Origin of the sequence: Halorubrum distributum JCM 10118, assembly GCF_000337335.1 — an archaeon.
Taxonomy (GTDB): domain Archaea; phylum Halobacteriota; class Halobacteria; order Halobacteriales; family Haloferacaceae; genus Halorubrum; species Halorubrum distributum.
The window spans coordinates 1-25726 of the sequence record NZ_AOJN01000061.1 but is presented as its reverse complement, the minus strand read 5'-3'; the positions used below and the strand labels follow the sequence as shown (position 1 = coordinate 25726).

The window sequence follows — 25726 nt, the reverse complement described above, 5'->3', positions numbered from 1 at the left end:
GCCGCTATCCGAAAAGGTTGATAACCGCCCGGTCGCGTAGGGCAACTGAATGGACGACTCGGACCGGTCGCGCGACGACGACTCGGCCGCCGCTGACGGGTCGACCGACGAGGCCGAACCCGGAAGCGACGGCGCCGTCGACGGGGGGTCCGAGGCCGACGAACCCGACGACTCGCCGGCGTCCGAGAGCGTCGAGTCCGAGGTGACCGCGGAAGTCGAGCCCGAGGTGGGGTCGGCCGAGAGCGACGCGGACGAGTCCGCCGACGAGCGGCCGGAGACGCTCTCGGACCCGGACGAGGTGGTCGAGGCCGAGGACGCCGGTCGGTCGGACGCCCTCGACGACGAGAGCGAGAGCGACCAGGGGTCGGTCGACGACGCCGCGGGCGCGGGCACCGAGGCCGCCGGCGACGGCGGCGCCCCGGCGACGACCGCCGACGCCGCGGACCCCGCGACCGCCGGCGTGCCGGCGACCGAGGACGACGAGCCCTTCGACGGGATCGAGGGCCCCGAGACGGACGAGGAGATGCCGCTGGCGGCCCACATCGAGGAGATGATGCGCCGGCTGGCGGTCGTCTTCCTCATCGGCGGCCTCGCCACCCTCGTCGTCGTCACCGAGTCGACGGAGCTGATCAACTACTTCTGGAGCTACCACATCCCGGCGCCGATGGAGAACCGCCCGCGGCTGTACGGCCCGCTCGAACTCCCGCTCACCCGGCTGAAGGTCGCCGGCCTCGCGGGCGTCGTGGTCGGGCTCCCGGCGTTCGTCTACGAGACGTACCGGTTCATGCGGCCGGGGCTGTACCAGACCGAGCGGCGCTACTACCTCGCCGCGGTGCCGACGAGCCTCGTCTTAGGTGGCATCGGGATCGCGTTCGCACACTTCCTCGTGTTGCCCGCGATCTTCTCGTACTTCACCACCTACACCGCCGACGCGGCGACGATCGCCTTCGGGCTCGCGGAGACGTTCAACCTGATCGTCATCATGCTCGCGTTCATGGCGATCGTGTTCCAGATCCCGCTTTTCATTATGCTCGCGATCATGATGAACCTCGTCACCCGGCAGTGGCTGGAGGCGAAGCGGCTGATCTTCTGGGGGTCGTTCCTCGGGATCGCGTTCCTCTTTAGCCCCGACCCGACCGGCATGGCGCCGATCATCGTGACGCTGACGATGATCGCCCTCTTCGAGGGGACGCTCGCCATCCTGCGCTGGACCGGGAACTAAACCGGCGTCGGGCTCCGGTGGCGTGTCTCGACCGCACGTCCCCGGAGGTTCGACACCAAACAGCTTTGGTAAGCGGTGGTTCGGTGTTATACACTCATGTGCGCGTGTCCCCGGACCGACGCCAGTGGCATAGCCGAGACGGAGCGCGACTCGCGGTCGAGAACCGCGTCGGCTCCTCCCTTCGGCGAACGATGACTCCAGAGACACGGGTCCTCGATTCGTCGACGGTCTTGCTCGTCGGGGCGAACGACTGGGTCGTCCGGCTCGCGGAGACGCTTGAGGGCCGGACTGACGCGACCGTGACGCGGGTCCGAACCAAGGCGGAGGCGCTCGACGCCGTCAGGGAACGATCCCCCGACTGCCTCGTCAGCGAGTACGCGCTGGAACGCGAGACCGGGATCGACCTCCTCAGAGCGGTCCGCGACGAGACCGCGACGCTCCCGGTCCTGTTGTGTACCGCGGCGGGGAGCGAGGCCGTCGCCAGCGAGGCGATCGGGGCAGGGGTCACCGATTACGTCGCGCTCACGGAGCCGGACGCACGGATGACAGACGAGCTCGTCGATCGAACGGAACGGGCCGTCCGGTCCGCAAGGCGCTCGGTCACGCAACGGGAGCGTGCCAGACAGTTCGACGCGGTGTTCGACGACTCCCGGACCGCGACGTGGGTGCTCGACCCGGACGGATCACTCACCCGCGCGAACGAAACGGCGCGGGAGATGATCGACGTCGACGTCGAGGCGACGCTCGGCGAGCCGTTCTGGACGCTCCCGTGGTGGTCGCGGAGCGACGCCCCGAACGCGGACGTCCGACAGATCGTGACGGACGCGCTGGGCGGCGAATTCGTCAATGCCGTCGTCACGCAGCCCCCGGGCGTCGACGACCAGCGCGTCGTCGACCTCTCCGCGCGCCCCGTCGAGAACGAGCGCGGAGCGCTCGTTTCGGTCGTCGTCGAAGGGGTCGATATCACCGAGCGCGTCGAGCTGGAGCGCGACCTCCGTCAGTCGGAGGAGCTCCACCGCGTCACGCTGAACAACATGACGGACACGGTCCTCATCACGGACGAAGACGGCGAGTACACCTACGTCTGTCCGAACGTCCACTTCATCTTCGGCTACACGGCCGACGAGATCCGCGAACAGGGGACGATCGACGACCTCCTGGGCGAGGACCTCTTCGATCGCGCCGAACTCGCGGCGGACGGCGTTCTCAAGAACATCGAAACCACCGCCACGGACAAGGCCGGCCGCGAGCACACGCTCTTGGTCAACGTCCGCGAAGTCTCGATTCAGGACGGGACGGTCCTCTTCAGCTGTCGGGACATCACGAAGCGCAAGCGGCGTGAGGAGGCGCTCACGACGCTCCACGAGACGGCTCGCGATTTCCTCTACGCGGAGACGCATCAAGAGGTCGCCCAGCGCGTCGTCGACGACACGCCGGGCGTGTTGAACCTGGACGCGAGCGCGGTGTACCTCTTCGACGCCGACACCAACGACCTCCGGCCCGCGGCGTATTCCCCCGCGATGAAGTCGCTCAACGGGCCGCTCCCGGTCGTTCACGCCGACGGGGAAGCGATCCCGAGCTACAGCTTCGTCGAGGACGAAGCGCTGTTTTTCGACGACGTCCACGGAGCCGACCGCCTCGAAAACCGGGCGACGGACCTTCGGAGCGCGACCTACATCCCACTCGGCGACCACGGCGTGTTCGTCGCCGGCTCGGACCGGGTGGGCGCCTTCGACGACGTGACGCGGGACCTCGCCGATCTGCTCGCCGCGACCGCCGAGGCGGCCCTCGACCGAATTTCCCGGGAGTCGCGACTCCGCGAACAGGACCGCACGCTCCAGCGCCAAAACAAACAGCTCACCGCCCTGAACCGAATCAACGAGACGATCCGCGAGATCGATCAGGCGGTCGTCCAAGCCGAAACGCGAGAGGAGATCGACCACGCGGTCTGTGAGCTGTTGACCGGGGCCGACCGCTTCAGGTTCGCCTGGATAGGCACGGTCGACCCGGCGACCGACACCGTCGAACCGCGGGCCTGGGCGGGCACCGGGCGGGGGTACCTGGACAGCCAGTCGTTCGCGGTCGGCGTGGAACACGCGGAACCGGCCGGCCGAACCGCGGCCACCGGCGACGTGACGCTGGTGACGAACGTCGCCGCCGAGCTCCGAGACGCCCAGTGGCGCAAGGACGCGCTGGCCCGCGACTACCTCTCCGTGCTGAGTATTCCGCTCGTGTATAACGACCTCTCGCACGGCGTCCTGACGGTGTACGCGCCGGCCCGGGACGCGTTCGACGACACGACGAAGGCCGTCCTCGCAGAGCTCGGCGAAACGGTCGCCTCCGCCCTCAGCGCGATCGAGCGGAAGAACGCGCTGCTCACGACGTCGATGACGCGCGTCGAGTTCGACGTCGACGATCCGGGGTTCGTCCTCTCGCGGCTCGCGCGGGACGCGGGCTGTACCCTCTCGTATCAGGGGGGCGTCCGACAGTCCACCGAGGGGAGCTACGTGTTCGTCACCGTCGAGGACACCGCCTTAGAGGCCGTTATCGAGGCCGCCTCGCAGCTCGTCGCGATCGACGACGTGCGGACGATCAGCGCCGGGGAGGACGGCGGGGTCTTGCGACTCAGGCTCACGCAGCCGTTCCTCGCCTTGGACCTGGCCGATCACGGCGCCGTGTTTCGCGAGGCGACGGCCGATCCGACCACGACGACGCTCGTGATCGACATCCCGGACAGCATCGAGGTCCGGACGATCACGCGGCTCGTCCGGGAGACTTTCTCCACCGTCGAACTCAGCGCCAAACGAACGCTCGACCAGACCGCCACGCACGACCCCTACTCGAAGTTCCTCGACAAGCTGACCGAGCGGCAACTCGAGGTGATCCAGACCGCGTACTACAGCGGGTACTTCGAGTCTCCACGCGAGAACACCGGCGAAGACGTCGCGGCGACGTTAGGGATCTCTCCGCCCGCCTTCTACGCGCACGCCCGGACCGTCCAGCGCAAACTGTTCGCGACGCTCTTCGAGGAGAACAACCTCCCGATCGCCGCGTCCGCGGAAACGGTTGAATAACGAACAACCTCTCTCTGAAATGGTTCTATAATAAACCTGTACACATACCCTTATACACTTATTATGTCTGCCCAGAGTGTCCCGCGCCGTCTGCTGGCACTCGTGAACTCACGATGAAAGACCTCGAACCCGAAACGGACGACGAAACCACGTACGAGTGCTTCGAGTGCGGAAACATCCTCATCAGCGAGCGCAAGCCCGGGCAGTGTCCGGACTGCGGCGGACCGATGCGAAACCGGCAGATGCCGCTCGAATGACGATGGCCTCCAAATCGGACAACGCCGGCGACGAGTCGGCCCAAGAGGCGGACGAACCGGTTGAGCCGACGTCCGCGGTCGAAACGGCCCGTCGCCAGCTGTCCCACGCCGCCGACCACCTCGACATCGACCCGAACGTCGTCGAACGCCTCAAACACCCGAAGAAGGTCCACGAGGTGACGATCCCCGTCGAGCGAGACGACGGGACCGTCGAGGTGTTCACGGGGTATCGCGCCCAACACGACAGCGTCAGAGGCCCGTACAAGGGCGGGCTCCGGTACCACCCGCACGTAACCAGAGACGAGTGCGTCGGGCTCGGTATGTGGATGACCTGGAAGTGCGCGGTCATGGACCTACCGTTCGGCGGCGCCAAAGGCGGCGTCGCCGTCGATCCGAAGGAACTGAGCACGGACGAGAAAGAGCGGCTCACTCGTCGGTTCGCACAGGAGCTCCGGGACGCCATCGGTCCCAACCGAGACATACCCGCCCCCGACATGGGAACCGACCCGCAGACCATGGCGTGGTTGATGGACGCGTACTCGATGCAGGAGGGCGAAACGATACCCGGTGTCGTCACCGGGAAACCGCCGGTCGTCGGCGGCAGTGAGGGTCGCGAGGAGGCCCCGGGTCGCAGCGTCGCGATCATCACGCAGTTGGTCTGTGAGTACTACGACCGTCCGCTCGCGGAGACGACGGTCGCGGTCCAGGGGTACGGGAGCGTCGGGGCGAACGCCGCGCGGCTGCTCGACGACTGGGGAGCGACCGTCGTCGCGATCAGCGACGTGAACGGGGCGATGTACGACCCGGCGGGGATCGACACGGCGTCCGTCCCGTCGCACGACGAGGAGCCGGAGGCCGTCACCACGTACGCGGACACCGTGATCACGAACGACGAGCTGCTCACGCTCGACGTCGACGTGCTCGTTCCGGCGGCGCTGGGGAACGTGATCACCGAAGCCAACGCCGACGCGATCGCCGCGGACCTCGTCATCGAGGGCGCGAACGGGCCGACGACCGCGGCGGCCGACTCGATCCTCGCGGCGCGGGACGTCGCGGTGATCCCGGACATCCTCGCCAACGCCGGCGGCGTCACGGTGAGCTACTTCGAGTGGCTCCAAGACATCAACCGTCGGTCCTGGTCGCTCGAACGCGTGAACGACGAGCTCGAAACGGAGATGCGGGCCGCCTGGCGGGCCGTCAGAACGGAGTTCGAAGCGCGCGACGTCACGTGGCGCGACGCGGCGTACATCGTGGCGCTCACGCGGATCGCCGAGGCCCACGAGTCCAGGGGACTCTGGCCGTAGCGGATCGGGCTCCTCCCAGCCCGCACGGCACCGCCGGCGGACGTTCCCCCGCGGTTTAGCGTCGCAGCGCGGCGCTCAAGAGGCCGACGCCGCGTCGCCGCGCCGCCGATACGCATTTGTCCGCTGCGGAGCGATCGGACCCGTATGGTCCTCGGTCTCGTCGTTCCGGCCGCCGTCTCGTTCGTGTTCGCCGCGATCGCGGCGTACGTGGGTGCCCTCCGCGCGCTGGAGGTCTACTTCGACCCGAACCAGGACAGCGTCTTCCTCATGGACGACCGCGACCCGCCGCGGCGGCAGTGACGCCGCGGCGGCCGCGTCGCGGCCGGTGACCCGTCCTCGCCCTCTCACTCCCCGCCGAGCAGTTCGACGAGCAGCGCGTTCTGCGCGTGCATCCGGTTCTCCGCCTGGTCCCAGACGAGGGCGCGGTCGGACTCCAACACGTCGTCCGTGATCTCCTCGCCGCGGTGTGCGGGCAGGCAGTGCATCACCTTCGCGTCGGTGCCGGCGAGCAGGTCTTGGTTCACCTGGAACCCGTCGAAGGCGGCCAGCTTCTCGCCGCGTACGTCCTCCTGTCCCATCGAGATCCACACGTCGGTGTACACCACGTCGGCGCCCTCGACGACCGCCTCGGGGTCCGTCGTCGGCGCCACGTCCAGCCCGAACTCCGCGGCCCGGTCGAAGACGGATTGGTTCATTCCGTACTCCGCGGGCGTGGCCACCTCCACGTCGATGCCGGCCATCGCGGCGCCGACGACGAACGACTGCCCGACGTTGTTGCCGTCGCCGACCCACGCGACGGTGGCGTCCTCGCCGACCGTCTCCCGGATCGTGAGCAGGTCCGCGAGCGTCTGGCAGGGGTGCGCCTCGTCGGTGAGCCCGTTGATCACGGGGCAGTCGGCGTACTCGGCGAGGACCTCGACGTCCTCGTGGTCGAAGAGGCGCGCCATCACGCCGTCGACGTACCGCCCGAGCACGCGCGCCGTGTCCCGCAGGGGTTCCCCGTGGCCCAGCTGGATGTCGTCGGGCCCGAGGAACATCGCGTGGCCGCCGAGTCGGGTCATCCCCGTCTCGAAGGAGACGCGGGTGCGCGTCGAGGGCTTCTCGAAGATCATCCCGAGCGTCGCGTCCGCCAGTCGGGGGTCCGTCTCGCCCGCCTTCATCGCGGCGGCGCGGTCGAGCAGGGCGTCCAGTTCGGCGGGCGTCACGTCGTCGATGTCGAGGAAGTCGTCGGTGGCGAGTGGCATCGTTGGGTTGAGTGTGGTGTCGTTCGAAAACGGTGTGCGTCGGGTTCGCGGACGGTCAGCGTCGCTTCCGGCAGACCTCGGTCAGCACGTCCACGGCGCGGTCGAGGTCAGGGAGCGGGAGCCGCTCGTCGGGCGCGTGGTCGAGGTCGGAGTTCCCGGGGCCGTAGGTGACCATCGGGCAGTCCCACGCGGCCGCGAAGAGGTTCATGTCGCTCGTGCCGGTCTTCCGGAGCAGGCGCACGTCGCCGCCGGCGCCCCGTATCGCGACGCGGAACGCCCGCGCGAGGTCGGTCCGCGGGCTCTCCATCACGGGCGGCATCGGCTCGCCCCAGTGGACCGACCCGGTCGACAGCTCCGCCTCCGCCAGCTCGTGGATCTCGTCGACCGGGCGCGAGGGCGGGATCCGGAGCTGGACGTCCATCGTCGCCTCCACGGCGAGCCCGTCGTCGCTCAGGCCGCCGTCGACCGAGATGGGCTTCGTCGTCACCTGGTCGAAGACGGCGGTCTCGGCGTCGTCCGGCGTGAACGCCGCCTCGACGCCGTGCCACCAGTCGATCGCGTGCTGGATCGCGTTCGGCTCCGGCCGCGAGGAGTGGCCCGACTCGCTCGTGTTGACGTACGTCCCCTCCAGCAGGCCGCGGTAGCCGAGGGTGATCCCCCGCCAGCCCGAGGGCTCGCCGTTGACAACCGCCTCGGGCGCGTCGCGGTCCTCGATGAGGGCGCGCGCGCCGCCGGAGTCGACCTCCTCGCGGACGACGCCCGCGAACGAGACCCCCGTCTTCACCGCCGCGACCGCCATCGCGACGAGCGGGCCCGTCGCGTCGACCGATCCGCGGCCCCACAACACGGGGTCGCCGGGCTCGCCGACGCGGACGTCCGAGGGCTCGGGCAGTTCGCCCTCCGGCGGCGCCGGCCGCACCTCGACGGGGATATCGCCGGGGACGGTGTCGACGTGGGAGGTGAGGAGGACGGCGTCGTCCGCCGGCGCGCGGACGTTCCCGACCTCGTCGATCCACGCCTCGCGGCCGTTCGCCTCGAAGAAGTCGACGAGGCGCTCCGCGGCCCGCTCCTCCTCGCCCGACGGCGAGGGGATGGAGACCATGTCGTACAGCAGCTTCCGGGCGGGCGTGTCGCAGGCCGCGGGGTAGCCGCCGCCGGCGACGACGTCGGTGCCGCCCTCGGAATCGGATTCGGCCTCCCGCTCCGTGCCGGCCGCCATCAGCCGATCACCTCGGCTATCGCGTCGACGACGGCGTCGGCGTGTTCGCGCTCGATCGTCAGCGGCGGTAGCAGCCGCAGCACGGTCCGCCCCGCGGGGAGCGCGAGGATCTGGTGGTCGATGGCGAGGTCGCGCAGGAGGCGGTTCGAGCCGCGGCGGACCTCGATCCCGACCATCAGCCCGTCGCCGCGCACGTCGCGGACGTCGTCGCCGAGACGGTCGCGGAGCTCGCCGCGGAGGTAGCTCCCTATCTCGTCGGCGTGTGCCGCCAGCTCCTCGCGCTCGATCACGTCGAGGGTGGCGCCCGCGGCCGCGGAGACGACCGGGCCGCCGGAGAACGTCGAGCCGTGGTCGCCGCTGTCCTCGGCGATCCAGTCGCGGCACAGCGTCGCGCCGATCGGGAGCCCGCTGCCGAGCCCCTTCGCGGTCGTGAGGATGTCCGGGACCACGTCGTGGCGGTCGGCCGCCCACATCGAGCCCGTCCGGCCGAGTCCGGTCTGGATCTCGTCGAGGATCAGCGCCGCGCCGCTCGTCGCGGTCGCGACGCGGACGGCCTGGAGGTACTCAGTCGAGACCGGGTTGATCCCGCCCTCGCCCTGGAGCGGCTCTAAGATCACCGCGGCGGTGTCCTCGTCGACCGCCTCGCGCATCGCGTCGGCGTCGCCGTACTCGACGAACTCGACGCCGCCGGCGAGGGGGCCGAACCCCTCCTTGTACTTCTCCTTCCACGTGGTCGCGAGCGTTCCCATGGTCCGGCCGTGGAACCCCTGCGTGGTGGCGACGATCTTCTGCCGCCCCGTCGCGTGCCGGGCGAACTTCAGCGCGGCCTCGTTCGCCTCGGTGCCGGAGTTACAGAGCCAGACGTTGTCGACGTCGACCGGGGCGACCTCGGCGAGCCGCTCGTACAGCGCCGTCCGCGCCGCGTGCGGGTACGACGCCTGGACGTACATGAGATCCTCCAGCTGACTCGTCGCGGCGTCGACGACCTCGGGGTGACAGTGCCCGACGGGCGTACAGGCGTAGCTGGCGCCGAAATCGAGGTACTCGGTGCCGTCGGTCGCGGTGAGGTACACGCCGTCGCCCGACGCCATCTCGATCGGCTTCTCGGAGAAGACGAAGCCGCTCACGCGTCGATCCCCTCCGTTTCGTCCGCGTCGCCGGTCTCGCCACCGGCGTCGTCGTCAGCCAGCGCGGACCGTTCGATCGTCGTCCCCTCGCCGCCGAGCGCGGCGACGACCGGGTCGCGGACGTTGGCGTCCGCGATCACGACGCGGCCGGACCCGCCTTCGAGCGCCTCCGTCGCGGCCATCACCTTCTTGCCCATGAACCCCTCGGCGGCGTCCTCGACGGCCGCCAGCTCGCCGGGCGTCGCGGCCGAATCGATGCGCGTCTCGGGGTCGTCCGGGTCGGCGTACACGCCGGACACGTCCGTCAGCAGGACGAGGTCGGCACCGAGCGCGCCCGCGACCGCCGCGGCCGCGCGGTCGGCGTCCGCGTTGACGGGAGTGACCTCGCCGTCGCCCTCGTCGCCCGCCATCGGCGGCGAGACGACCGGGGTGTAGCCGTCGTCGAGGAGCCCGGCGAGGAGGTCGGCGTTCACCGACTCGATCGTCCCGGAGTGGTCGCCGCGCCGGATCTTCTTCTTCCCGTCCTCGACGACGCGGACGGCCGACTTGCGGGGTCCCGCGAGGAGCCCGCCGTCGACGCCGCTCAGCCCGACCGCGTCGACGCCGGCCGACCGGAACTGTGCCGTCAGCTCGGTGTTGAGCTTGCCCGCCATCGCCATCGCGAACGCCTCCATCGTCTCCGCGTCGGTGAAGCGGCCGGTGACGCCGGAGGCGGACTCGACGTACTCCGGCTCGATGCCGAGCCGTTCGAGCGTCTCGTCGACGACCGTCGAGCCGCCGTGGACGACGACGACCGCGCGCCCGTTGGCCGCGAGGTGCGCGACGTCGCCGACCGCGCCGGCCGGGTCGACCGCCTTCGCCCCGCCGACCTTGACGACGACCGGGGGCTCTGCCCCCGACGCCGCCTCGCTCTCGCCCGTCATGGCGACCCCACCGGGTGGAGCCCGTCGAACTCGAGGCCGGCGGTCTCCGGCAGCCCCAAGGCGACGTTCGCCGCGTGGACGGCCTGCCCCGCCGAGCCCTTGGTCATGTTGTCGATCGCCGAGAAGACGACGACGCGCCGGTTCCCGGGGTCGAGCTCGAAGCCGACCTCGCCGTGGTTGGTGCCGGCGACCGACTTCGGCTCGGGGTAGCGGTAGACGCCGCCCCCGCCGGAGACGATCCGCATGAACGGCTCGTCGGCGTAGGCGTCGCGGTACGCGCCCCACAGGTCCCCCTTCGAGACCGGCTCGTCGGGGAAGACGTGGCAGGTCGCGCTCGCGCCGCGGACCATGTCGACCGCGTGGACGGTGAACGAGACGGAGAGGCCGAGGTACGCCTCGATCTCCGCCTCGTGGCGGTGGCCGGTGGGTGCGTACGGACGCACGACGCCCGAGCGCTCCGGGTGCGAGGAGGCCGCGCCGCCGCCGGCACCGCCCTCCGAGGAGCCGACCTTCACGTCGACGACGACCTCTCCGGCGTCCGGACCGAGCGCGCCCGCGTCGACCAGCGGCTTGAGGCCGAGGATCGTCGCGGTCGCGTTGCAGCCGCCGCCGGCGATCAGGTCCGCGCCGGGGAGGTTCTCGCGGTTCAGCTCCGGGAGCGCGTACTCGGCGCGTTCGAGGTACTCCGGCGACTCGTGGCCGTCGTACCACTCGTCGTAGGCGTCGGCCTCGGGGAGCCGGAAGTCGGCCGAGAGGTCGACGACCGTGTCCGCGGCCTCGAAGAACTCGTCTATCCGCTCCATCGAGACGCCGTGGGGCGTCGCCGCGAACAGCACGTCGACCGACTCCAGGTCGTCGGGGTCCGAGAAGCGCAGGTCCAGCCCGCGCAGGTTCGGGTGCGAGCGCCCGACGGTCATGTTGTCGGCCGACCGCGAGGTGGCCTGAACGACCTCGAAGCCCGGGTGGCCGGCGAGGATCCGCAGCAGCTCGCCGCCGGTGAAGCCGGTGCCGCCGACGACGCTCGCGGTGTAGGTGTCGGCGGTCATGCGTTCGCCTCCTCGGTTTCGTTTTCGTCGCCGCCGTCGGCCAGCGCCGCGGCCTTCGCCTCCAGCCAGTCGACGACCCGCGCCGGGACGTCGACGTCGGTGGCCGCGTCGAGCGCCTTGAACTCGACGGTGTGGTTCACCTCGTGGACGGTGTAGTCGTCCGCGGCGCCCTCGGCGGCGTCCGCGTCCGCGCCGACGCCCACCTCCATCAGGTCGACGCCGAGCATGCCGCCGCCGACGGCGTCCGAGGCCTTCTCGACCAGTTCGGTCGCCCGCTCGTCGAGGTCGAACGACTCCGTCTCGCCGCCCTTCGCGGCGTTCGTGAGCCAGTGGTCCGACGAGCGCGTCATCGCCGCGATCGGCTCGCCGTCGACCGCCAGGACGCGGACGTCGCGGCCGGGCTTGTCGACGAACTCCTGGACGTAGAACACCTTGTGCTCGTAGTGGCCGAGCGTCTCCTTGTGTTCCAGGATCGCCTCGGCGGCGTTTCGCGAGTCGATCTTCGCCATCAGGCGCCCCCACGAGCCGGTGACCGGCTTGAGGACGCACGGGTAGCCGAACGACTCGATCGCCTCCAGGGCGGCGTCCGTCGTGAACGCGACCTCCGTCGCCGGGGTGGGGATGTCCGCCTCGGCGAGCGCGAGCGAGTTCTTCGCCTTGTCGGCGCAGACGTCGCCCGTCTCCGGGGCGTTCACCACCGGGACGCCGTAGCTGTCGAGAAAGCGCGTCGCGTACAGCGACCGGCTCGTGGAGAGGCAGCGGTCGACGACGATGTCGAGGTCGTCGACCGCCGCCGTCGTGGACTCCAGCCCGAACCGCTCCTTGCGCACGTCGATCTTCTCGACCTCGTGGCCGCGCTCGCGGAGCTCGTTGAGCAGGAGCTTCTCGTCCTTCCGGATCCGCGAGTAGAGGATCCCTACGCGCACGTCGGCTCCCCTCCGTTCGCGTCGGCGCTCACGCGCATGTCGACCACTCGCGTGTCGCGGCCGTGGCGGTCGTCGCCATTACTCGCCCCAGTCCTCCTCGAGCTCGGGCGCCTCTTCCAGGACGACCGGGTCGAGCGAGATGACCTCCAGCTCGGTCCCGGTGACCGGACTGTCGATGATCTCGCCGACCTCGACGTCGGCCGGGATCTCGATTTCCTCGCCCGTGATCGGGTCCTCCGCGGTCAGCGTGTCGGTGTCGCTCGTCATCGTGGCAGAGACTCGTCCTCGAACGGGCATAAAGGCTTCGAACTTATTGGATAGTTTACATAAAATATATCGGTCGCTAATGGTGGCAGTTCGACGAAATAGCGCCGTATCGAGATCGAATGTCAGATCTCGGTAGTAAATATGTCCCCCTACGGGGACGGTCGTCGTCGTCGATCGGGTCGGCGCCGATCGGGGCGACGGCGGTTCGCCCGGCGCCGACCGAGCTGACGACCGCCGCGCGGTCGCGGCTCAGACATGGCGTTCGACCTCCGCGTCCAGCGCCTCGCTCGCGGCGGCGAGCGCGTCGCGCTCGGCCGCCAGCGCGGCGTCGTCCGCTTCGATTCCGTCCTCGGCGGCGGCGAGCTCGTCGGCGACCGCCTCGGGGGCCGGCCCGCCGGGGGAGTCGCGGCTCGCGACGCTCTCGGCCGGGTCGAGCGCCGACGCCACGTCCTCGCGGCTCACGTACGCGGAGAGGGGCTCGCCGGTGACCTTTCGAGCGGCCTCGTCAACTTTTGCGGCCGCCGCGTCCGGCGAGTCGCGGTCCTCGACCGCCTCCGCGGCCGCCGCGACGATCTCGTGGGCGGTCCGGAAGGGCATCCCGCCCATCGCGAGCAGGTCGGCGACGCCCGTCGCCGTCGAGAACCCCTCGCCCGCGGCGGCCGCGAGCGCGGCCTCGTCCCAGTCGGCGGTCGCGACCGCGCCCGCGGCGACTTCCGTCGCCTCCCGCACGTCCCCGGCGATCTCGAAGACGCTCGCGTGGGCGCGCTGGAGGTCGCGGTTGTAGGCGCGCGGCAGTCCCTTCAGCAGGCTCAGCGTACCGGTCGCCTCGCCGATCGCGTCGCCCGCGACGCCGCGGGTCAGCTCCAGCGTGTCGGGGTTCTTCTTCTGGGGCATGATCGAGGAGGTCGACGAGTAGGCGTCGGCGAGCTCGACGACGCCCTTGTTCGAGAAGACGATCAGGTCCTCCGCGAGCCCCGACAGCGTCGTCGCGAGTGTCGCGAGCGCGCTCGCCGACTCCGCGAGGAAGTCGCGCGCGGAGGCGGCGTCCATCGAGTTGCGGACCGTCCCGTCGAAGCCGAGCAGCTCGGCGGTGCGGTCGCGGTCGACGTCGAACGGCGTCCCCGCGAACGCGGCGGCGCCGAGCGGCGACCGGTTCGCACGGTCGTAGGCGTCGAGCAGGCGCTCCGTGTCGCGCGCGAGCCCGCCCTCGTACGACAGCAGGTAGTGCGCGACCGTCGTCGGCTGGGCCGGCTGGAGGTGGGTGTAGCCCGGCATCACCGTCTCCGCGTGTTCGTCCGCGACGTCGACGAGCGCCTCCCGGGCGGCGACGGTCGCCTCGACCGCGTCCAGTAGGTCCTCGCGCAGGCGGTACCGGACGCAGGTCGCCACCTCGTCGTTGCGCGAGCGGGCGGTGTGCATCCGGCCGCCGTCGGGCCCGATCCGGTCGATGACGGCCGTCTCTATCGCCTCGTGGACGTCTTCGCCGTCGGGGAGCGCGCCGTGGCCGGCGGCCTCGACGTCGGCGAGCGCCCCGAGGATCTCGCCCGCGACGGCGTCGTCGACGATCCCCTGCTCCGCGAGCATCACCGTGTGCGCGCGGTCGACCGCGAGGTCCGCCTCGAAGATGGCCGCGTCGGCCGCGAGGCTCGATAAGAACTCGCGGGCGGGGCCGCCGCTGAAGCGGTCGCGGCGGACGGCCGTGCCGGGGTCGTCGTCGGTCATTTACTCGTGGTCGGCGTCGGTCTCGGCCGTTTCACCGGAGCCGTCAGTGGCCAGTTCGGGCTTCGAGACGCTCGCCTTCACGTCGTTGGCGAGGCGCTCCTGGAGCCCGTGGTACTTCGCGACGCCCGTCGCGTCCGACTGGGCGATGCCGGCGACGTCCTCGGTGTTGAACGAGGCCATCTCCTCGGAGTAGACGGCGTACTCGGAGTCGCGCGCGACGACGCGGCAGTCGCCGCCGGACACCTTCACCGTCGCCGTGCCGGTCACCACGTCCTGCGTCTCGTCGACGAAGGCGTCGAGCGCGTCGACGACGGGCGCGAACACGAGCCCCTCGTACGCCTTCTCCGACCACTCCTGCTCGATCCCCTTCTTGAACGAGCGCTCGTTCTTCGTTAAGACGAGGTCTTCGAGCGCCTGGTGAGCGGTCAGCAGGACGGTCGCGGCCGGGTGCTCGTAGTTCTCGCGCACCTTCAGCCCGAGCATGCGGTCCTCCATCACGTCGGTGCGGCCGACGCCGTAGCCGCCGGCGTACTCGTTGAGGTGCTGGATCAGCGGGACGGGGTCCATTTCTTCGCCGTCGACGGCGACCGGGACGCCCTCCTCGAAGGCGATCTCGATGGTGGTCTCGCCCTCGGGCTCGGCGGTCCACTCGTAGATGTCCGCCGGCGGCTCGTAGTCCGGGTTCTCCAGCTTGCCGCCCTCGACCGCGCGCGACCAGATGTTCTCGTCGATGGACCAGACGCCGCCGTCGCCGGCCTCGACGGGCAGGTCCTTCTCGGCGGCGTAGTCGATCTCCCACTCGCGGGTGAGGCCGAGCTCGCGCACGGGGGCGATCACTTCGAGGTCGGAGCCGCGCCAGACGGCCTCGAACCGGAGCTGGTCGTTGCCCTTGCCCGTGCAGCCGTGGGCGATGGCGTCACAGCCCTGCTCCTCGGCGACGCCCAGAATGGCCTCCGCGATGACCGGACGCGCGAGGGCGGTGCCGAGCGGGTAGCCCTGGTAGTCGGCGTTCGCCTTCACCGCGTCGAAACAGAGGTCCGCGAACTCGTCTTTCGCGTCGACGACGTGGATGTCGAGCCCCAGCGCCTCGGCGGTCTCCTCCGCCTCGTCGAACTCCTCGGTCGGCTGGCCGACGTCGACGTTGACGCCGATGACCTCGTCGTAGCCGTACTCCTCTTTCAGTAGCGGTACGCAGACCGTGGTGTCGAGTCCCCCGCTGAACGCGAGTGCAACGCTCGTCATTACCAGTGTACACCCGGCCTACACCCTTAAATTCAGCGGTTTTAATATTGTAAGAAAAGGGCGGAGCGGCCGCTCGCGGAACGCGGAGTCGAGACTCTTCGGAACGGAACGGCGCGAACGCGACGAGGGATGAAAGTTATCGGCCCGAGGGGCCTCGTCGTCGCGCCGCGCCGGAAGCCGGTCGCGGCGGTCGGACGTCTCGTCGCGGTCGCAGGGCTCGTCGGCCTCGGACGAGGTCGCGGCGAGCCGCTGCGGTCATCACCTGTACGTACCCGATCTCCGCTATAAAACTGTTCCGCTATACGTGACCGGCAGCGGATCGGCGGCGAACGGATTCAAATTCCCTGTCGCTTGCTTATAAATAGCTGATAGCGGATCGGCGGCGAACACTTCCAAAGCCCCAGCCGTGAGGGCGCCGTACGCTCGCTGCGCGCTTCAGTCGCTCGCGTTGCTCGCTCCTTCCAGTGCTTGCGTCGCCTACGGCGCCCTCACGGCTGCCCCTTTGAGTCCCACCCGCCCCGCTCCGCACAGCGCCTCACACCTCCCCAGCCTCGCGGTTCGCTCGGGCTCCCTTCGGTCGCCCGTCGCTCACCGCGTCCCTCGCGCGCGCTGGCTCGCGGCCTGTCGGCCGCTCGCAGGCACGCGCCACCGCTCCGCTCTTTATAAGCAATCACTGTTACGGCTCTCGTATTTAAAAACTGCCGCGACGAAACCAGTCTCGAATGCCGGATTTAGCCGCCGTCAGATCGCCTCTCGGTACGCCTCCAGCGTCCGCTCGACGTCCTCCTCGGTGTGCGCGTAGGAGGTGAACTGACACTCGAACTGGTTCGCAGTGAGGAACACGCCCTGCTCTTTCATCTCCTGCCAGAACACGCGCTCCCAGCGGTCGGTCGCGGCCGCGGCGACGTCCGCGCCCGTCTTCGGGCAGTGGTCGTACCGGGCGCAGTCGGGGTCCTGTCGGCAGCCGCCCGCACAGCAGTCGTCGACGTCGGCGGGCGCCTCGCGGGTGAAGATCGTCTTGAACATCGAGTCGGTGCCGACGACGGTGTACTCCGGCGCGCGCTCGGCGCAGATCTCCGCGATCCCCTCGCGGAGCTTCCGCCCGAGGCGGTTGACGTGCTCGTACACGTCGTTTTCGGCCGCGTACTCCAGTCCGGCCTTCCCCGCGGCCATCGTCACCGGGTGGCCGGAGAAGGTGCCGGACTGGAACACGTCGCCCGCGGGCGTGAACCCCTCGATTATCTCCGCTTTCCCGCCGATCGCGCCGACCGGGAAGCCGCCGCCGATGATCTTGCCGAACGTCGTCACGTCGGGGGTGACGCCGAACTTCGACTGCGCGCAGCCGAGGCCGCCCACCCGGAACCCGGTGATCACCTCGTCGAAGACCAGGAGCGAACCGTGGTCGTCACAGAGGTCGCGCAGCGTCTCGTGGTAGCCGTCGATCGGCGTCACGATCCCCTTGTTGGCGAGGATGGGCTCGACGAGGACCGCCGCGATCTCGTCGCCGTGTTCCGCGAACACCTCCTTGGCCGCTTGGGGGTCGTTAAAGGGGATCGGGAGGGTGTGCTCGGCGAACTCGTCCGGGATCCCCTTCGTGGAGGGGTGCGCGTCCCCCGGCGACCCCTCGACGAGCGTCGACTCCTGCGCGCCGTGGTAGCCGCCCCGCATCACGACGATCTTGTCGCGGTCGGTGTGACCGCGCGCCAGCCGGACCGCCGAGACGGTCGCCTCCGTCCCCGAGTTGACGAACCGGATCGACTCCACGCTGGGGACGTGCCGCGCCACGAACTCCGCGTGTTCGACCTCGATCTCGGTCGGCGCGCCGTACATCGGCCCCTCCGCGACGTGCGACTGGACGGCGGCCTCGACCGGGTCCGGGAGATCGTGGCCGTACAGGAGCGGCCCGTACCCCATCACCCAGTCGACGTATCGGTTGCCGTCGGCGTCGATCACGTGGCCGCCGTCGCCGCGCTCGATGAAGAACGGGTGCGGCATCGTCGCCCGGACCGAGGAGTTGACGCCGCCCGGCATGACCGACAGCGCGCGGTCGTACAGGCCGCGCGAGCGCTCGTGGTTCATACCGATCGGTTGGGTCGGCGGGCTGAAAGTAGTTGCCGAACCGGGCGGCCCGATTCGGCCGCTCAAAAGGAACCGCGTCGGTTCGCACGCTACGCGCCTCCACCGTCTCCGGTCCGGTCGCTACACCGCCTCCGGGCCGGTCACGCCCGTGCGGACCTGGAGCGCGTCCTCGACCGGCATGACGAACACCTTGCCGTCGCCCGGCTCGCCGGTCTCGGCGGCGTCGGCGATCGCCTCCGCGACCTCGTCGGCCGGGATGTCGGCGACGACGACCTCGACTTTCACCTTCTGGTGGAGGTCGACGGTGAACTCCTCGCCGCGCCACTGACCCTTCTTCGCGGGCTGGCTGCCGCGCCCGGAGACGTTCGTCACCGTCAGCGAGGGGGCGTTGATCTCCGCGAGCGCCTGCTTGATGGCTCCGAGCTTGTCGGGGCGGACGACCGCGGTGACCATCTTGATCTCCGCGCCCGCCTCCTCGCCGCCGTCGGCGCGGGGGGACCCGTCCGTGGTGTCGACGACGGCGGAGCCGCCGTCCGTCGCGACGTTCGCGCGGCCGAACTCGGGGTACGTCTCGACGCCGTGTTCGCTGACGTCGAGCCCGTCGCGCTCGTGTTCGGGGGTGACGCGTGCCTGCCCGACCGCCTTGAACAGGCCGAAGACGGCCGCCGTCGCGACCACGGTCCAGCCGGCGATGACGACCACGCCGATGACCTGCGAGACGAGCACGTCGACGGAGAAGCCGTTGATGCTAACGAACGGTAGCGCGAGCACGCCGAGAACCCCGGCAGAGCCGTGGACCGGGAACACGGCGCAGACGTCGTCGATCTTCATCGTGTCCGAGACGAACTCGAAGACCAGCGGGAGCTGGAGGCCGCAGAGGAGCCCGACCGCGATAGCGCCCCACCAGGTGGCGAGGTTCGCGATGCCGGTCACGCCGACCAGCCCCGCGAGCAGCCCGTTCGCGACGTACAGCGTGTCGACCTTCTTCGAGAGGGCCACCGACGCCAGCGCGGCGCCGACCCCGCCGGCGGCCATGCCGAGCGTCGTGGTGAGCGAGACGCGGCCGACCGCGGCGTAGCCGCCGAGCGCGAGCTCGCCGGACTCCGTCACCGAGAACACGGTCGCGGTGGTGCCGACGTTGAAGCCGTACCAGCCGAACGCCAGGATGAGGGTGCCGAGCACCGCGAACGTCATCGAGTGACCGGGGATGACGTTCGAGGAGCCGTCCTCGGCGTAGCGGTCCATCCGCGGGCCGAGCACGTACGCAGCCGTGAGGCCGGCGATGCCGCCCATGCCGTGGACGATCATCCCGCCCGCGAAGTCGGTGAAGCCGAGGCCGGCGCCGCCGAGGAAGCCGCCGCCCCAAGTGATCCCCGCGACGACCGGGTAGATGACCGCCGAGATGGCGAACGTGTACGCCACGTACGCGCGGAGCTTCGCGCGGCCGGCGACCGCGCCGGAGACGATGGTCGCCGCCGTCATCGCGAAGACGGCGCCGAACAGCCAGCTGTTGACCCAGCCGCCGTCGCCGAGCGCGGACGCCGCGGAGAAGCCGGCGCCGCCGGCGATCCCCTCGACGCCGAACCCGATCAGGAAGTAGACGAGGACGCCGACGCTCCACGTCAGCAGGTTCTTGGTGAGCTGGTTGGCGACGTTCTTCGCGCGCACCTGCCCCGCTTCGAGCATCGCGAAGCCGGCGTGCATGAAGAAGATGAGGAAACACACCACCGCGACCCACATCAGGTTCACGCCCTCGGCGAGGACGCTCGGGTCGATCGAGGCGAGCACGCCGCCCGTCACGCGTCCGCCACCTCTACTGAACGACTGTCCGGTTCACGCTTCGTTTCGCTCGTGTTCATGTGCTGAATCACGTTTCGACTCCCGGGAACGGCTATACATAAACGTTAGAGTTGAGTTTCACAAAAAATCTACTTGATAATACGGTGTGCGTCCGATATAAGGAGAAGTCTATGGAATATAAGGTCGTTTCTTCGAGGATTTCGCGGCAATCGTTGCGCTCGAAGCGGACGGGCGTTGTGTAAAATTTCTATCCGTTCCGTCGTGATCCCCCGCTGACGGCCGCTCTGCGCCCGTGCGCGGTCGGTTCTGGCGAGTATTGCCACGCCGCCCTCTCGCGATTCGTCGTCGTACGGGGCGTCCTCCGCGAATTCGGACGGCTGGAGGCTTCTCGATGAAAATTGACGTTCGTCAACCCGATATCCCGTTCGACGGACGATTCGATCGATCGGTAGCCGTTCGACACGATCACCGATCGACTAACGTCGGCGAAACCTCGCTTACTCCGGTTTCAGGCCCTCGTTCTGGACGCGCATCACGGCCTCGCCGTCGGCGAGATTCGGCGCGTCGACGAGGCGGACGATCCGCTTGTCGCCCTTCGACTTCCGGAGGTAGATCCGGAAGGTGGAGGCGTGGCCGAGGATGTTGCCGCCGATCGCCTGGGTCGGGTCGCCGAAGTAGGAGTCGGGGTTCGACGCGACCTGGTTGGTGACGAGGATGGCGGTGTTGTACAGGTCGCCGAGCCGCATCAGGTCGTGGAGGTGCTTGTTGAGCTTCTGCTGGCGCTCGGCGAGCTCGCCGCGGCCGACGTACTCCGCGCGGAAGTGCGCGGTGAGCGAGTCGACGCAGACGATCCGGATCGGCCACTCCGTCTCCTCGTGTTCGCCGGCCAGCTCCTTCGCCTTCTCGGCGAGCAGGATCTGGTGGTTGGAGTTGAACGCCTTCGCGACGTGGATCTGGTCCAAGAACGCGTCGACCAGGTCCTCCAGCGCCTCTTCGTCGTTCGGGGTGCCCTCGATCTCGCGGCGCTCCATCTCGTCGGCGAGGATCTCGTCGTCGAGCCCGCGGACCATATCGTCGATCCGCTCCGGGCGGAACGTGTCCTCGGAGTCGACGAAGATGCAGCCGCCCTCCAGCCCGCCGTTCTCCTTCGAGAGCTGGACGTTGACGGCCATCTGGTGGGTGACCTGCGACTTCCCGGAGCCGAACTCGCCGTACACTTCCGTGATCGACTGCGTCTCGATGCCGCCGCCGAGCAGGTCGTCGACCTCGTCGATCTGCCAGGAGAGCTTGCCGATCTCCTGGCGGCGTTCGAGCACGGTCGCGCCCGTCTCGAAGCCGCCGACGTCGGCGGCCTCGCGTGCGGCGTTGATGATGTCGCTGGCGGACGACTCGCCGATGTCGGCGGTGTTGGACATCTCGCCGGGGCTGGCGACCGCGATCGACTGGTAGCTCTCGAATCCGTTGTCAACGAGCTTGTCCGCGGTCGCCGGGCCGACGCCGGGGAGGTCCTCGAGTTCGTCTTCAGGCATGTACACGAGGCTTGTTCCCCATCCCGTATAAAGACTGGTTTACACCCCAGTGAAAGTGAAATGCGCGCGGCGCCATCGCTCGGTCGTGGCTCGTCATCTCTCGTAACGCCTCGCCGGAATTGCCCGTCGGACCGCGCGGTGAAACTGGTCCGGCGGTCCGGAAAATCCGGATCTCAGTCCCTCAGAACCCGACGCGACGGACGTAGTCGAGGTCGCGGATCTCCACGAGCAGGTCGCCCGACAGGTCGGCGTCGGTGATCACGTACAGCTTCGGGTCGTCGGTGAACTCCGGGTCCTCGCTCAGCACCTGCCGGATCGAGACGTCGCGGTCGGCGAGGATGGACGTGACTTCGGCGACGATCCCGGCCTCGTCGGCGGCCGCGACCTCGATGGTGAGGACCGTGAGGTCCAAGACCGGGGCGAGATCCATCAGGCTCGGGATCGACGAGATGTTGGTGAAGATGCGCTTCAGTTCGGGGTCCGCCAAGATGGCATCCGTCGTCGAGTCCACGACGCGGCGGTCGACGTCGAGCTCGCGCGCGATGCCGGTGTAGGGGATCTCGATCCCGCCGGAGACGACCCGCCCCTCCTCGTTGACCGAGAAGCCGCGCTCTAAGAACAGCCGGATCACCGCCTGCTGGCTGGGGGACCCCTCGAACTTCTCGAGGATCTCGTCGAACATTCGTTGCTACGGATCCGCGACGCGAGGGGTTAAAAAACGGGGTTCCGCCGCGGCGTCAGTCCGTCGTCGCCGCGTAGACGCCGCCGAGGACGGCGCCGTAGACGACGTGGCCGACGAGGCTCTCGACGCCGACGTTCGGCAGCGGCGGCGCGCCCGGGAACCCGACGGCGCCGAGCCAGATCGGCATCGCGACCACGGCGAGCGCGACCCAGACGAGGAGGCCGTAGCCCGCCCCGACGCCGAGGCCCGCTCCGATCGAGCCGCCGAGGTCGGGCCGCAGTCCCGCGACCGCGGCGAACCCGAGCCCGATGACTGCGCCGTGAGACATGTGGATCGCCCAGCCGAGGGCGCCGGCGGGCCCCTCGATGCCGTACATCGCCGGGATCGCCATCCGCAGCACGCCGGGGGTCATCGCGGACATCATCGCACCGAAGACGAGGCCGCCGACCAGTCCGCCGGCCACGCCCGCCTTCCAGTTCCCGGTCTCCGTCGATACGTCGGTCGAAGTTACGGTTTCGGTCGCCATCTCGGTTCAGTGGTCACCCGAGAACCGGTAATGTATGCCGGAATAATGCGGTCGCGGCGCACTGGCCCGGTAGTTATTTATAATAACTGAGGTTATTTCCTCGGATCAAATCATCGACACTCAGCGCCGTTCGACCACTTCCGCCCCGCCACCCGACTCCTTTTGACCGGTGGCGCCGAACCCCATCCCGTGTCAGAGTCGCCGCACCTGCGGTTCTTCCCGTACGAGGAGCCCTACCCGAACCAGCGCGAGGCGATGGACAGGGTCGCCAACGCGCTGGACCGGGGTCAGGACGTGCTGTTCGAGGGCGCCCCCGGAACGGGCAAGACCCTCTCCGCGCTCGTGCCCGCGCTCGAACACGCCCGCGAGCACGACCGCACGGTCGTCATCACCACCAACGTCCACCAGCAGATGCGGCAGTTCGTCGAGGACGCGCGCGCTATCACCCGCGAGGAGCCGATCCGCGCGGTCGTATTTAAAGGAAAATCGTCGATGTGCCACATCGACGTCGACTACCAGGAGTGTCAGACCCTCCGGGACACCACCCGCGAGATGGTGGAGACGGAGAGCGAGGTGCGCGAGCTGGAGTCGCGCCAGCGCGAGCTGCTGGCGGAGAGCCGCGAGGGCGACGCGGGCGCCGCGGAGGCCCGCGAGGCGATCATGGCGGAGCTCGACGAACTGGAGGCCGAAGTCGACGAGTACGAGGCCGCCAACGTCTGCGAGCACTACCGCAACAACCTCCCCCGCGACACCGACGAGTTCTTCTCGTGGCTCTTCGATGACGTCCGGACCCCCGACGACGTGTACGAGTACGCCGACGAGCGCGGGCTGTGCGGCTACGAGCTGTTGAAGGAGGGGATGGAGGGCGTCGACCTGGTCGTCTGCAACTACCACCACCTGCTCGACCCGAACATCCGCGAGCAGTTCTTCCGCTGGATCGACCGCGACCCGAGCGAGATAATCACCGTCTTCGACGAGGCGCACAACATCGAGGACGCCGCCCGCGACCACGCGACTCGGACGCTGACCGAGAACACCCTCGACGCCGCGCTCGACGAGCTGGCCGACAGCGACGACTCCCGGGCGGAGCCCGCCGAGAACGTCCTCCGCGCCTTCCGCGACGCCCTCGTCGAGACGTACGAGGACGGGCTGGGGTTCGGCGGGGTCGACGAGAACTGGGAGGACGTGTCCATCGCCAACGACGACCGCCGCGACGACCTCACGCTGGCGTTCCTCCGCAACTACGAGGGACGGGGGATCGACACCGAGGCCGAGCTCGCCGTGCAGCTCGGCCAGGCCATAGACGAGGAGTACGAGCGCCGCTACCGCGACGGGGAGGCGACGACCCGGTCGGAGTCACAGACGCTCGCGGCCGCCCGGTTCGTCGCGACGTGGATGGACGAGGGGGCGGAGTTCGGCCAGTACCCGGTGGTCTCCGTCCGGCGCGACGCCGGCACCGACGAGGTGTACGGCCGGGCGGAGCTGTACACCTGTATCCCGCGGAACGTCACCAGCGAGCTGTTCGACGAGGTGGCCGCCTCCGTCCTGATGAGCGCGACGCTGCGCCCGTTCGACGTGACCGAGGACGTGCTGGGGCTGGAGGACGTCGCGTCGATGGCCTACGAGATGGGCTACCCCGAGGCGAACCGCCGGACGTTCGCCGCCGACGTGCCGCCGCTGTTCGCCTCGGACCGCAACGACCCGGAGACGCAGGCGGCGGTGTCGTCGCTGCTCCGCGACGCGATCCGATTCACGCCGGGCAACACGCTCGCCTTCTTCCCCTCGTACGCGGAGGCCGAGCGTTACCACGAGCGCCTCACCGGTGCGGGCGGCGGAAGGGACACGAGGGACGGGTCCGGAGCTGGAAAAAACGCTGACATCGGTCCGATCCACCTCGACGGGCCGGGGGAAGACGAGGAGCGGCTCCGCACCGAGTTCGTCGCGGGCGACGGCGCCGCGCTGTTCACCTCGCTGTGGGGGACGCTCGGCGAGGGGGTGAGCTTCGACGGCGACGACGCCCGCACGGTCGTCGTCGTGGGCGTCCCGTACCCGCACCTCTCGGACCGGACCGAGGCGGTCCAGAACGCCTACGACCGGGCGTTCGCGGACCGCGACCGCTCCCGCGACCCGGGGTGGACCTACGCCGTCGAGATCCCGACGATCCGCAAGACGCGGCAGGCGCTCGGCCGGGTGATCCGCGGCCCCGACGACTTCGGCGTGCGGATCCTCGCGGACCGCCGCTACACGACCGCCGACATGGGGAAGTACTCGGTCCGCTCCGCCTTCCCGCCCGAGGAGCGCGAGGAGCTGCTCGACGTCGACCCCGAGAAGCTGAAGTTCGCGATGCTGAACTTCTACCAAGATCACGACGCGTACGACGGGCCGCCGCCGTCGCCGTGAGGCAGTCGCTCGCGGGGACCGCCGTCGTCGTGCGGCGATCGGGAGCAGGAACCGCCGCCGTCGCCGACCCTACCCCGGCATCGACGCGAGCAGGACCGAGGCCACGAGCAGGAGCCCGCTGAGCAGCGTCGTGACCACGACGTGGATCAGCGTCATCACGGCCACGGCCCGCCGGGGCTGCTCGTAGCTCCACCAGAACATCGTCCCGTCGACGAGGAGCGCGGCGAGGAGGATGAGCGCCCCGGGGAGTTCGAACGCGTTTCCGACGACGCTTATCACCGCGGGCAGCGGGCCGATGTAGAGGGCGCGCCGCGGGTCGACGTCCCCGAGGACGTTCCGGGCCGCGATGTGCGCGGTGAGAGAGAGGAACAGCGCCAACAGGACGGTCGTCCCGAGCACGGAGACCGGCGTCACCGTCTGTAAGAGCATGGTCGGTCTACGGGACGAGGGGTAAAAGTGGCCGCGGAACGCGCCGACGGTGTCGCGTCCGCGTCGGGGCCGCGACGTTCTCCCGTCCGATGCGGTCCGTTTCGGTCCGCGGCGTTACTCCAGCAGTCCGAGCCCGTTCAGCTCCTCGACGATCACGTCGACGGCGGCCGCGGCGTCCTCGGGGCTCGTGCCGCCGGTGACGACCACCTTGCCGCTCCCGAACAGCAGCGCGACGACCTCCGGCTCGTCGAGCCGGTAGACGAGCCCGGGGAACTGCTCCGGCTCGTACTCGATGTGTTCCAGCCCGAGGCCGATCGCGATCGCGTTCAGGTTCAGGCTCTCGCCCAGGTCGGCCGAGGTGACGATGTTCTGGACCGTTATCTCCGGGTCTTCGATCGGGATCTGGAGCGCGCGGAGCTCGTCGAAGACGATGTCGAGGCTCTCGTGGACCGCCTCGATCGAGTTCGCGCCGGTGCAGACGATCTTCCCCGAGCGGAAGATGAGGGCGGCCGACTTCGGGTCGGTGGTGCGGTAGACGAGCCCGGGGAACTGCTCGGGGTCGTAGTCGGCGCCCTCGAGGTCCATCGCCACGCTCTGGAGATCGAGCTCCTGTCCGATCCCCGTGGAAGCGACGACGTTCTCTACGGTGATCGTCTCCTTCGGGTCGGCCGTCATTACCTCTATTCTCGCCCGAACGCCGTAAAAAGG

22 protein-coding genes are annotated in these 25726 nt (G+C 69.4%); 6 read left to right on the top strand and 16 right to left on the bottom strand.

Features of this window, described 5'->3' with window-relative positions; genetic code table 11:
• Window positions 1-49 precede the first annotated feature (49 nt).
• The 5 genes from C466_RS13400 to C466_RS17035 all read left to right on the top strand — a co-directional run bounded on the left by C466_RS13400 (window position 50) and on the right by C466_RS17035 (window position 6157).
• Window positions 50-1222 (top strand): twin-arginine translocase subunit TatC, encoded by a 1173-nt coding sequence (locus C466_RS13400; protein ID WP_004599326.1) that lies wholly within the window; start codon window positions 50-52, stop codon window positions 1220-1222.
• A gap of 191 nt (window positions 1223-1413) precedes the next feature.
• On the top strand, window positions 1414-4296 hold the full coding sequence (locus tag C466_RS13395; protein WP_004599327.1) for a bacterio-opsin activator domain-containing protein: 2883 nt from the start codon (window positions 1414-1416) through the stop codon (window positions 4294-4296).
• 113 nt (window positions 4297-4409) lie between these two features.
• The gene (locus C466_RS16645; protein ID WP_004599328.1) at window positions 4410-4553 is read left to right on the top strand and encodes a rubrerythrin-like domain-containing protein; all 144 of its coding nucleotides are present in this window, start codon (window positions 4410-4412) and stop codon (window positions 4551-4553) included.
• Complete coding sequence (gene gdhB, locus C466_RS13390; protein WP_004599329.1) at window positions 4550-5857, top strand: glutamate dehydrogenase GdhB; 1308 nt, start codon at window positions 4550-4552, stop codon at window positions 5855-5857. Before C466_RS16645 ends, gdhB begins: the two co-directional genes overlap by 4 nt.
• Before the next feature lie 144 nt (window positions 5858-6001).
• Window positions 6002-6157 carry a hypothetical protein gene (locus C466_RS17035; RefSeq protein ID WP_004599330.1) on the top strand — a complete coding sequence of 52 codons (156 nt, stop codon included), beginning with the start codon at window positions 6002-6004 and terminating at the stop codon, window positions 6155-6157.
• Window positions 6158-6201: 44 nt separating this feature from the next.
• On the opposite strand, the gene argF is transcribed toward C466_RS17035, so the two are convergent.
• From argF to C466_RS13320, 14 genes are all read right to left on the bottom strand, one after another.
• Window positions 6202-7101 carry an ornithine carbamoyltransferase gene (gene argF / locus C466_RS13385; RefSeq protein WP_004599331.1) on the bottom strand — a complete coding sequence of 300 codons (900 nt, stop codon included), beginning with the start codon at window positions 7099-7101 and terminating at the stop codon, window positions 6202-6204.
• Window positions 7102-7156: 55 nt separating this feature from the next.
• The gene (locus C466_RS13380) at window positions 7157-8320 is read right to left on the bottom strand and encodes a [LysW]-lysine hydrolase (RefSeq protein ID WP_004599332.1); all 1164 of its coding nucleotides are present in this window, start codon (window positions 8318-8320) and stop codon (window positions 7157-7159) included.
• The gene (locus tag C466_RS13375) at window positions 8320-9447 is read right to left on the bottom strand and encodes an aspartate aminotransferase family protein (RefSeq protein WP_004599333.1); all 1128 of its coding nucleotides are present in this window, start codon (window positions 9445-9447) and stop codon (window positions 8320-8322) included. The genes C466_RS13380 and C466_RS13375 overlap by 1 nt, the downstream gene beginning before the upstream one ends.
• Entirely contained in the window at window positions 9444-10370 is a 927-nt protein-coding gene (locus C466_RS13370; protein ID WP_004599334.1) for an acetylglutamate/acetylaminoadipate kinase, read from the bottom strand. The genes C466_RS13375 and C466_RS13370 overlap by 4 nt, the downstream gene beginning before the upstream one ends.
• A complete protein-coding gene (argC, locus tag C466_RS13365) occupies window positions 10367-11416 on the bottom strand; it encodes an N-acetyl-gamma-glutamyl-phosphate reductase (RefSeq protein WP_004599335.1) in 1050 nt (349 codons plus the stop codon). The genes C466_RS13370 and argC overlap by 4 nt, the downstream gene beginning before the upstream one ends.
• Window positions 11413-12342: a lysine biosynthesis protein LysX gene (gene lysX, locus C466_RS13360; protein ID WP_004599336.1), complete on the bottom strand. Its 930-nt coding sequence runs from the start codon at window positions 12340-12342 to the stop codon at window positions 11413-11415. Before lysX ends, argC begins: the two co-directional genes overlap by 4 nt.
• 78 nt (window positions 12343-12420) lie before the next feature.
• Window positions 12421-12609, bottom strand: coding sequence for a lysine biosynthesis protein LysW (gene lysW, locus C466_RS13355; RefSeq protein WP_004599337.1), 189 nt, complete (start codon window positions 12607-12609; stop codon window positions 12421-12423).
• 249 nt (window positions 12610-12858) lie between these two features.
• On the bottom strand, window positions 12859-14331 hold the full coding sequence (argH, locus tag C466_RS13350; RefSeq protein ID WP_004599338.1) for an argininosuccinate lyase: 1473 nt from the start codon (window positions 14329-14331) through the stop codon (window positions 12859-12861).
• Window positions 14332-15573, bottom strand: coding sequence for an argininosuccinate synthase (locus tag C466_RS13345; protein ID WP_004599339.1), 1242 nt, complete (start codon window positions 15571-15573; stop codon window positions 14332-14334).
• A gap of 741 nt (window positions 15574-16314) precedes the next feature.
• Window positions 16315-17652, bottom strand: coding sequence for a glutamate-1-semialdehyde 2,1-aminomutase (gene hemL, locus C466_RS13340; RefSeq protein ID WP_004599340.1), 1338 nt, complete (start codon window positions 17650-17652; stop codon window positions 16315-16317).
• Between the two features lie 120 nt (window positions 17653-17772).
• Complete coding sequence (locus C466_RS13335; RefSeq protein WP_004599341.1) at window positions 17773-19452, bottom strand: ammonium transporter; 1680 nt, start codon at window positions 19450-19452, stop codon at window positions 17773-17775.
• Window positions 19453-19949: 497 nt separating this feature from the next.
• On the bottom strand, window positions 19950-20981 hold the full coding sequence (gene radA / locus C466_RS13330) for a DNA repair and recombination protein RadA (protein WP_004599342.1): 1032 nt from the start codon (window positions 20979-20981) through the stop codon (window positions 19950-19952).
• 181 nt (window positions 20982-21162) lie between these two features.
• Window positions 21163-21663, bottom strand: coding sequence for a hypothetical protein (locus C466_RS13325; protein ID WP_004599343.1), 501 nt, complete (start codon window positions 21661-21663; stop codon window positions 21163-21165).
• A 55-nt stretch (window positions 21664-21718) separates the two neighbouring features.
• Window positions 21719-22189, bottom strand: coding sequence for a hypothetical protein (locus C466_RS13320; protein ID WP_004599344.1), 471 nt, complete (start codon window positions 22187-22189; stop codon window positions 21719-21721).
• Between the two features lie 189 nt (window positions 22190-22378).
• Between C466_RS13320 and C466_RS13315 the strand changes: the two genes are divergently transcribed.
• Complete coding sequence (locus C466_RS13315) at window positions 22379-24589, top strand: ATP-dependent DNA helicase (RefSeq protein WP_004599846.1); 2211 nt, start codon at window positions 22379-22381, stop codon at window positions 24587-24589.
• Between the two features lie 69 nt (window positions 24590-24658).
• Here the strand turns inward: C466_RS13315 and C466_RS13310 are convergent, their stop codons facing one another.
• Window positions 24659-25018, bottom strand: coding sequence for a DUF7473 family protein (locus C466_RS13310; RefSeq protein WP_004599346.1), 360 nt, complete (start codon window positions 25016-25018; stop codon window positions 24659-24661).
• A gap of 114 nt (window positions 25019-25132) precedes the next feature.
• Window positions 25133-25693, bottom strand: coding sequence for a TATA-box-binding protein (locus C466_RS13305; protein WP_004599347.1), 561 nt, complete (start codon window positions 25691-25693; stop codon window positions 25133-25135).
• Window positions 25694-25726: the final 33 nt, after the last annotated feature.

Bases quoted from the DNA above. Each gene is read 5' to 3' on its own strand.
- C466_RS13400 (WP_004599326.1), top strand. From the start codon at position 50: ATGGACGACTCGGACCGGTCGCGCGACGACGACTCGGCCGCCGCTGAC.
- C466_RS13395 (WP_004599327.1), top strand. From the start codon at position 1,414: ATGACTCCAGAGACACGGGTCCTCGATTCGTCGACGGTCTTGCTCGTC.
- C466_RS16645 (WP_004599328.1), top strand. From the start codon at position 4,410: ATGAAAGACCTCGAACCCGAAACGGACGACGAAACCACGTACGAGTGC.
- gdhB (WP_004599329.1), top strand. From the start codon at position 4,550: ATGACGATGGCCTCCAAATCGGACAACGCCGGCGACGAGTCGGCCCAA.
- C466_RS17035 (WP_004599330.1), top strand. From the start codon at position 6,002: ATGGTCCTCGGTCTCGTCGTTCCGGCCGCCGTCTCGTTCGTGTTCGCC.
- argF (WP_004599331.1), bottom strand. From the start codon at position 7,101: ATGCCACTCGCCACCGACGACTTCCTCGACATCGACGACGTGACGCCC.
- C466_RS13380 (WP_004599332.1), bottom strand. From the start codon at position 8,320: ATGGCGGCCGGCACGGAGCGGGAGGCCGAATCCGATTCCGAGGGCGGC.
- C466_RS13370 (WP_004599334.1), bottom strand. From the start codon at position 10,370: ATGACGGGCGAGAGCGAGGCGGCGTCGGGGGCAGAGCCCCCGGTCGTC.
- argC (WP_004599335.1), bottom strand. From the start codon at position 11,416: ATGACCGCCGACACCTACACCGCGAGCGTCGTCGGCGGCACCGGCTTC.
- lysW (WP_004599337.1), bottom strand. From the start codon at position 12,609: ATGACGAGCGACACCGACACGCTGACCGCGGAGGACCCGATCACGGGC.
- argH (WP_004599338.1), bottom strand. From the start codon at position 14,331: ATGACCGACGACGACCCCGGCACGGCCGTCCGCCGCGACCGCTTCAGC.
- C466_RS13345 (WP_004599339.1), bottom strand. From the start codon at position 15,573: ATGACGAGCGTTGCACTCGCGTTCAGCGGGGGACTCGACACCACGGTC.
- hemL (WP_004599340.1), bottom strand. From the start codon at position 17,652: ATGAACCACGAGCGCTCGCGCGGCCTGTACGACCGCGCGCTGTCGGTC.
- radA (WP_004599342.1), bottom strand. From the start codon at position 20,981: ATGCCTGAAGACGAACTCGAGGACCTCCCCGGCGTCGGCCCGGCGACC.
- C466_RS13325 (WP_004599343.1), bottom strand. From the start codon at position 21,663: ATGTTCGACGAGATCCTCGAGAAGTTCGAGGGGTCCCCCAGCCAGCAG.
- C466_RS13320 (WP_004599344.1), bottom strand. From the start codon at position 22,189: ATGGCGACCGAAACCGTAACTTCGACCGACGTATCGACGGAGACCGGG.
- C466_RS13310 (WP_004599346.1), bottom strand. From the start codon at position 25,018: ATGCTCTTACAGACGGTGACGCCGGTCTCCGTGCTCGGGACGACCGTC.
- C466_RS13305 (WP_004599347.1), bottom strand. From the start codon at position 25,693: ATGACGGCCGACCCGAAGGAGACGATCACCGTAGAGAACGTCGTCGCT.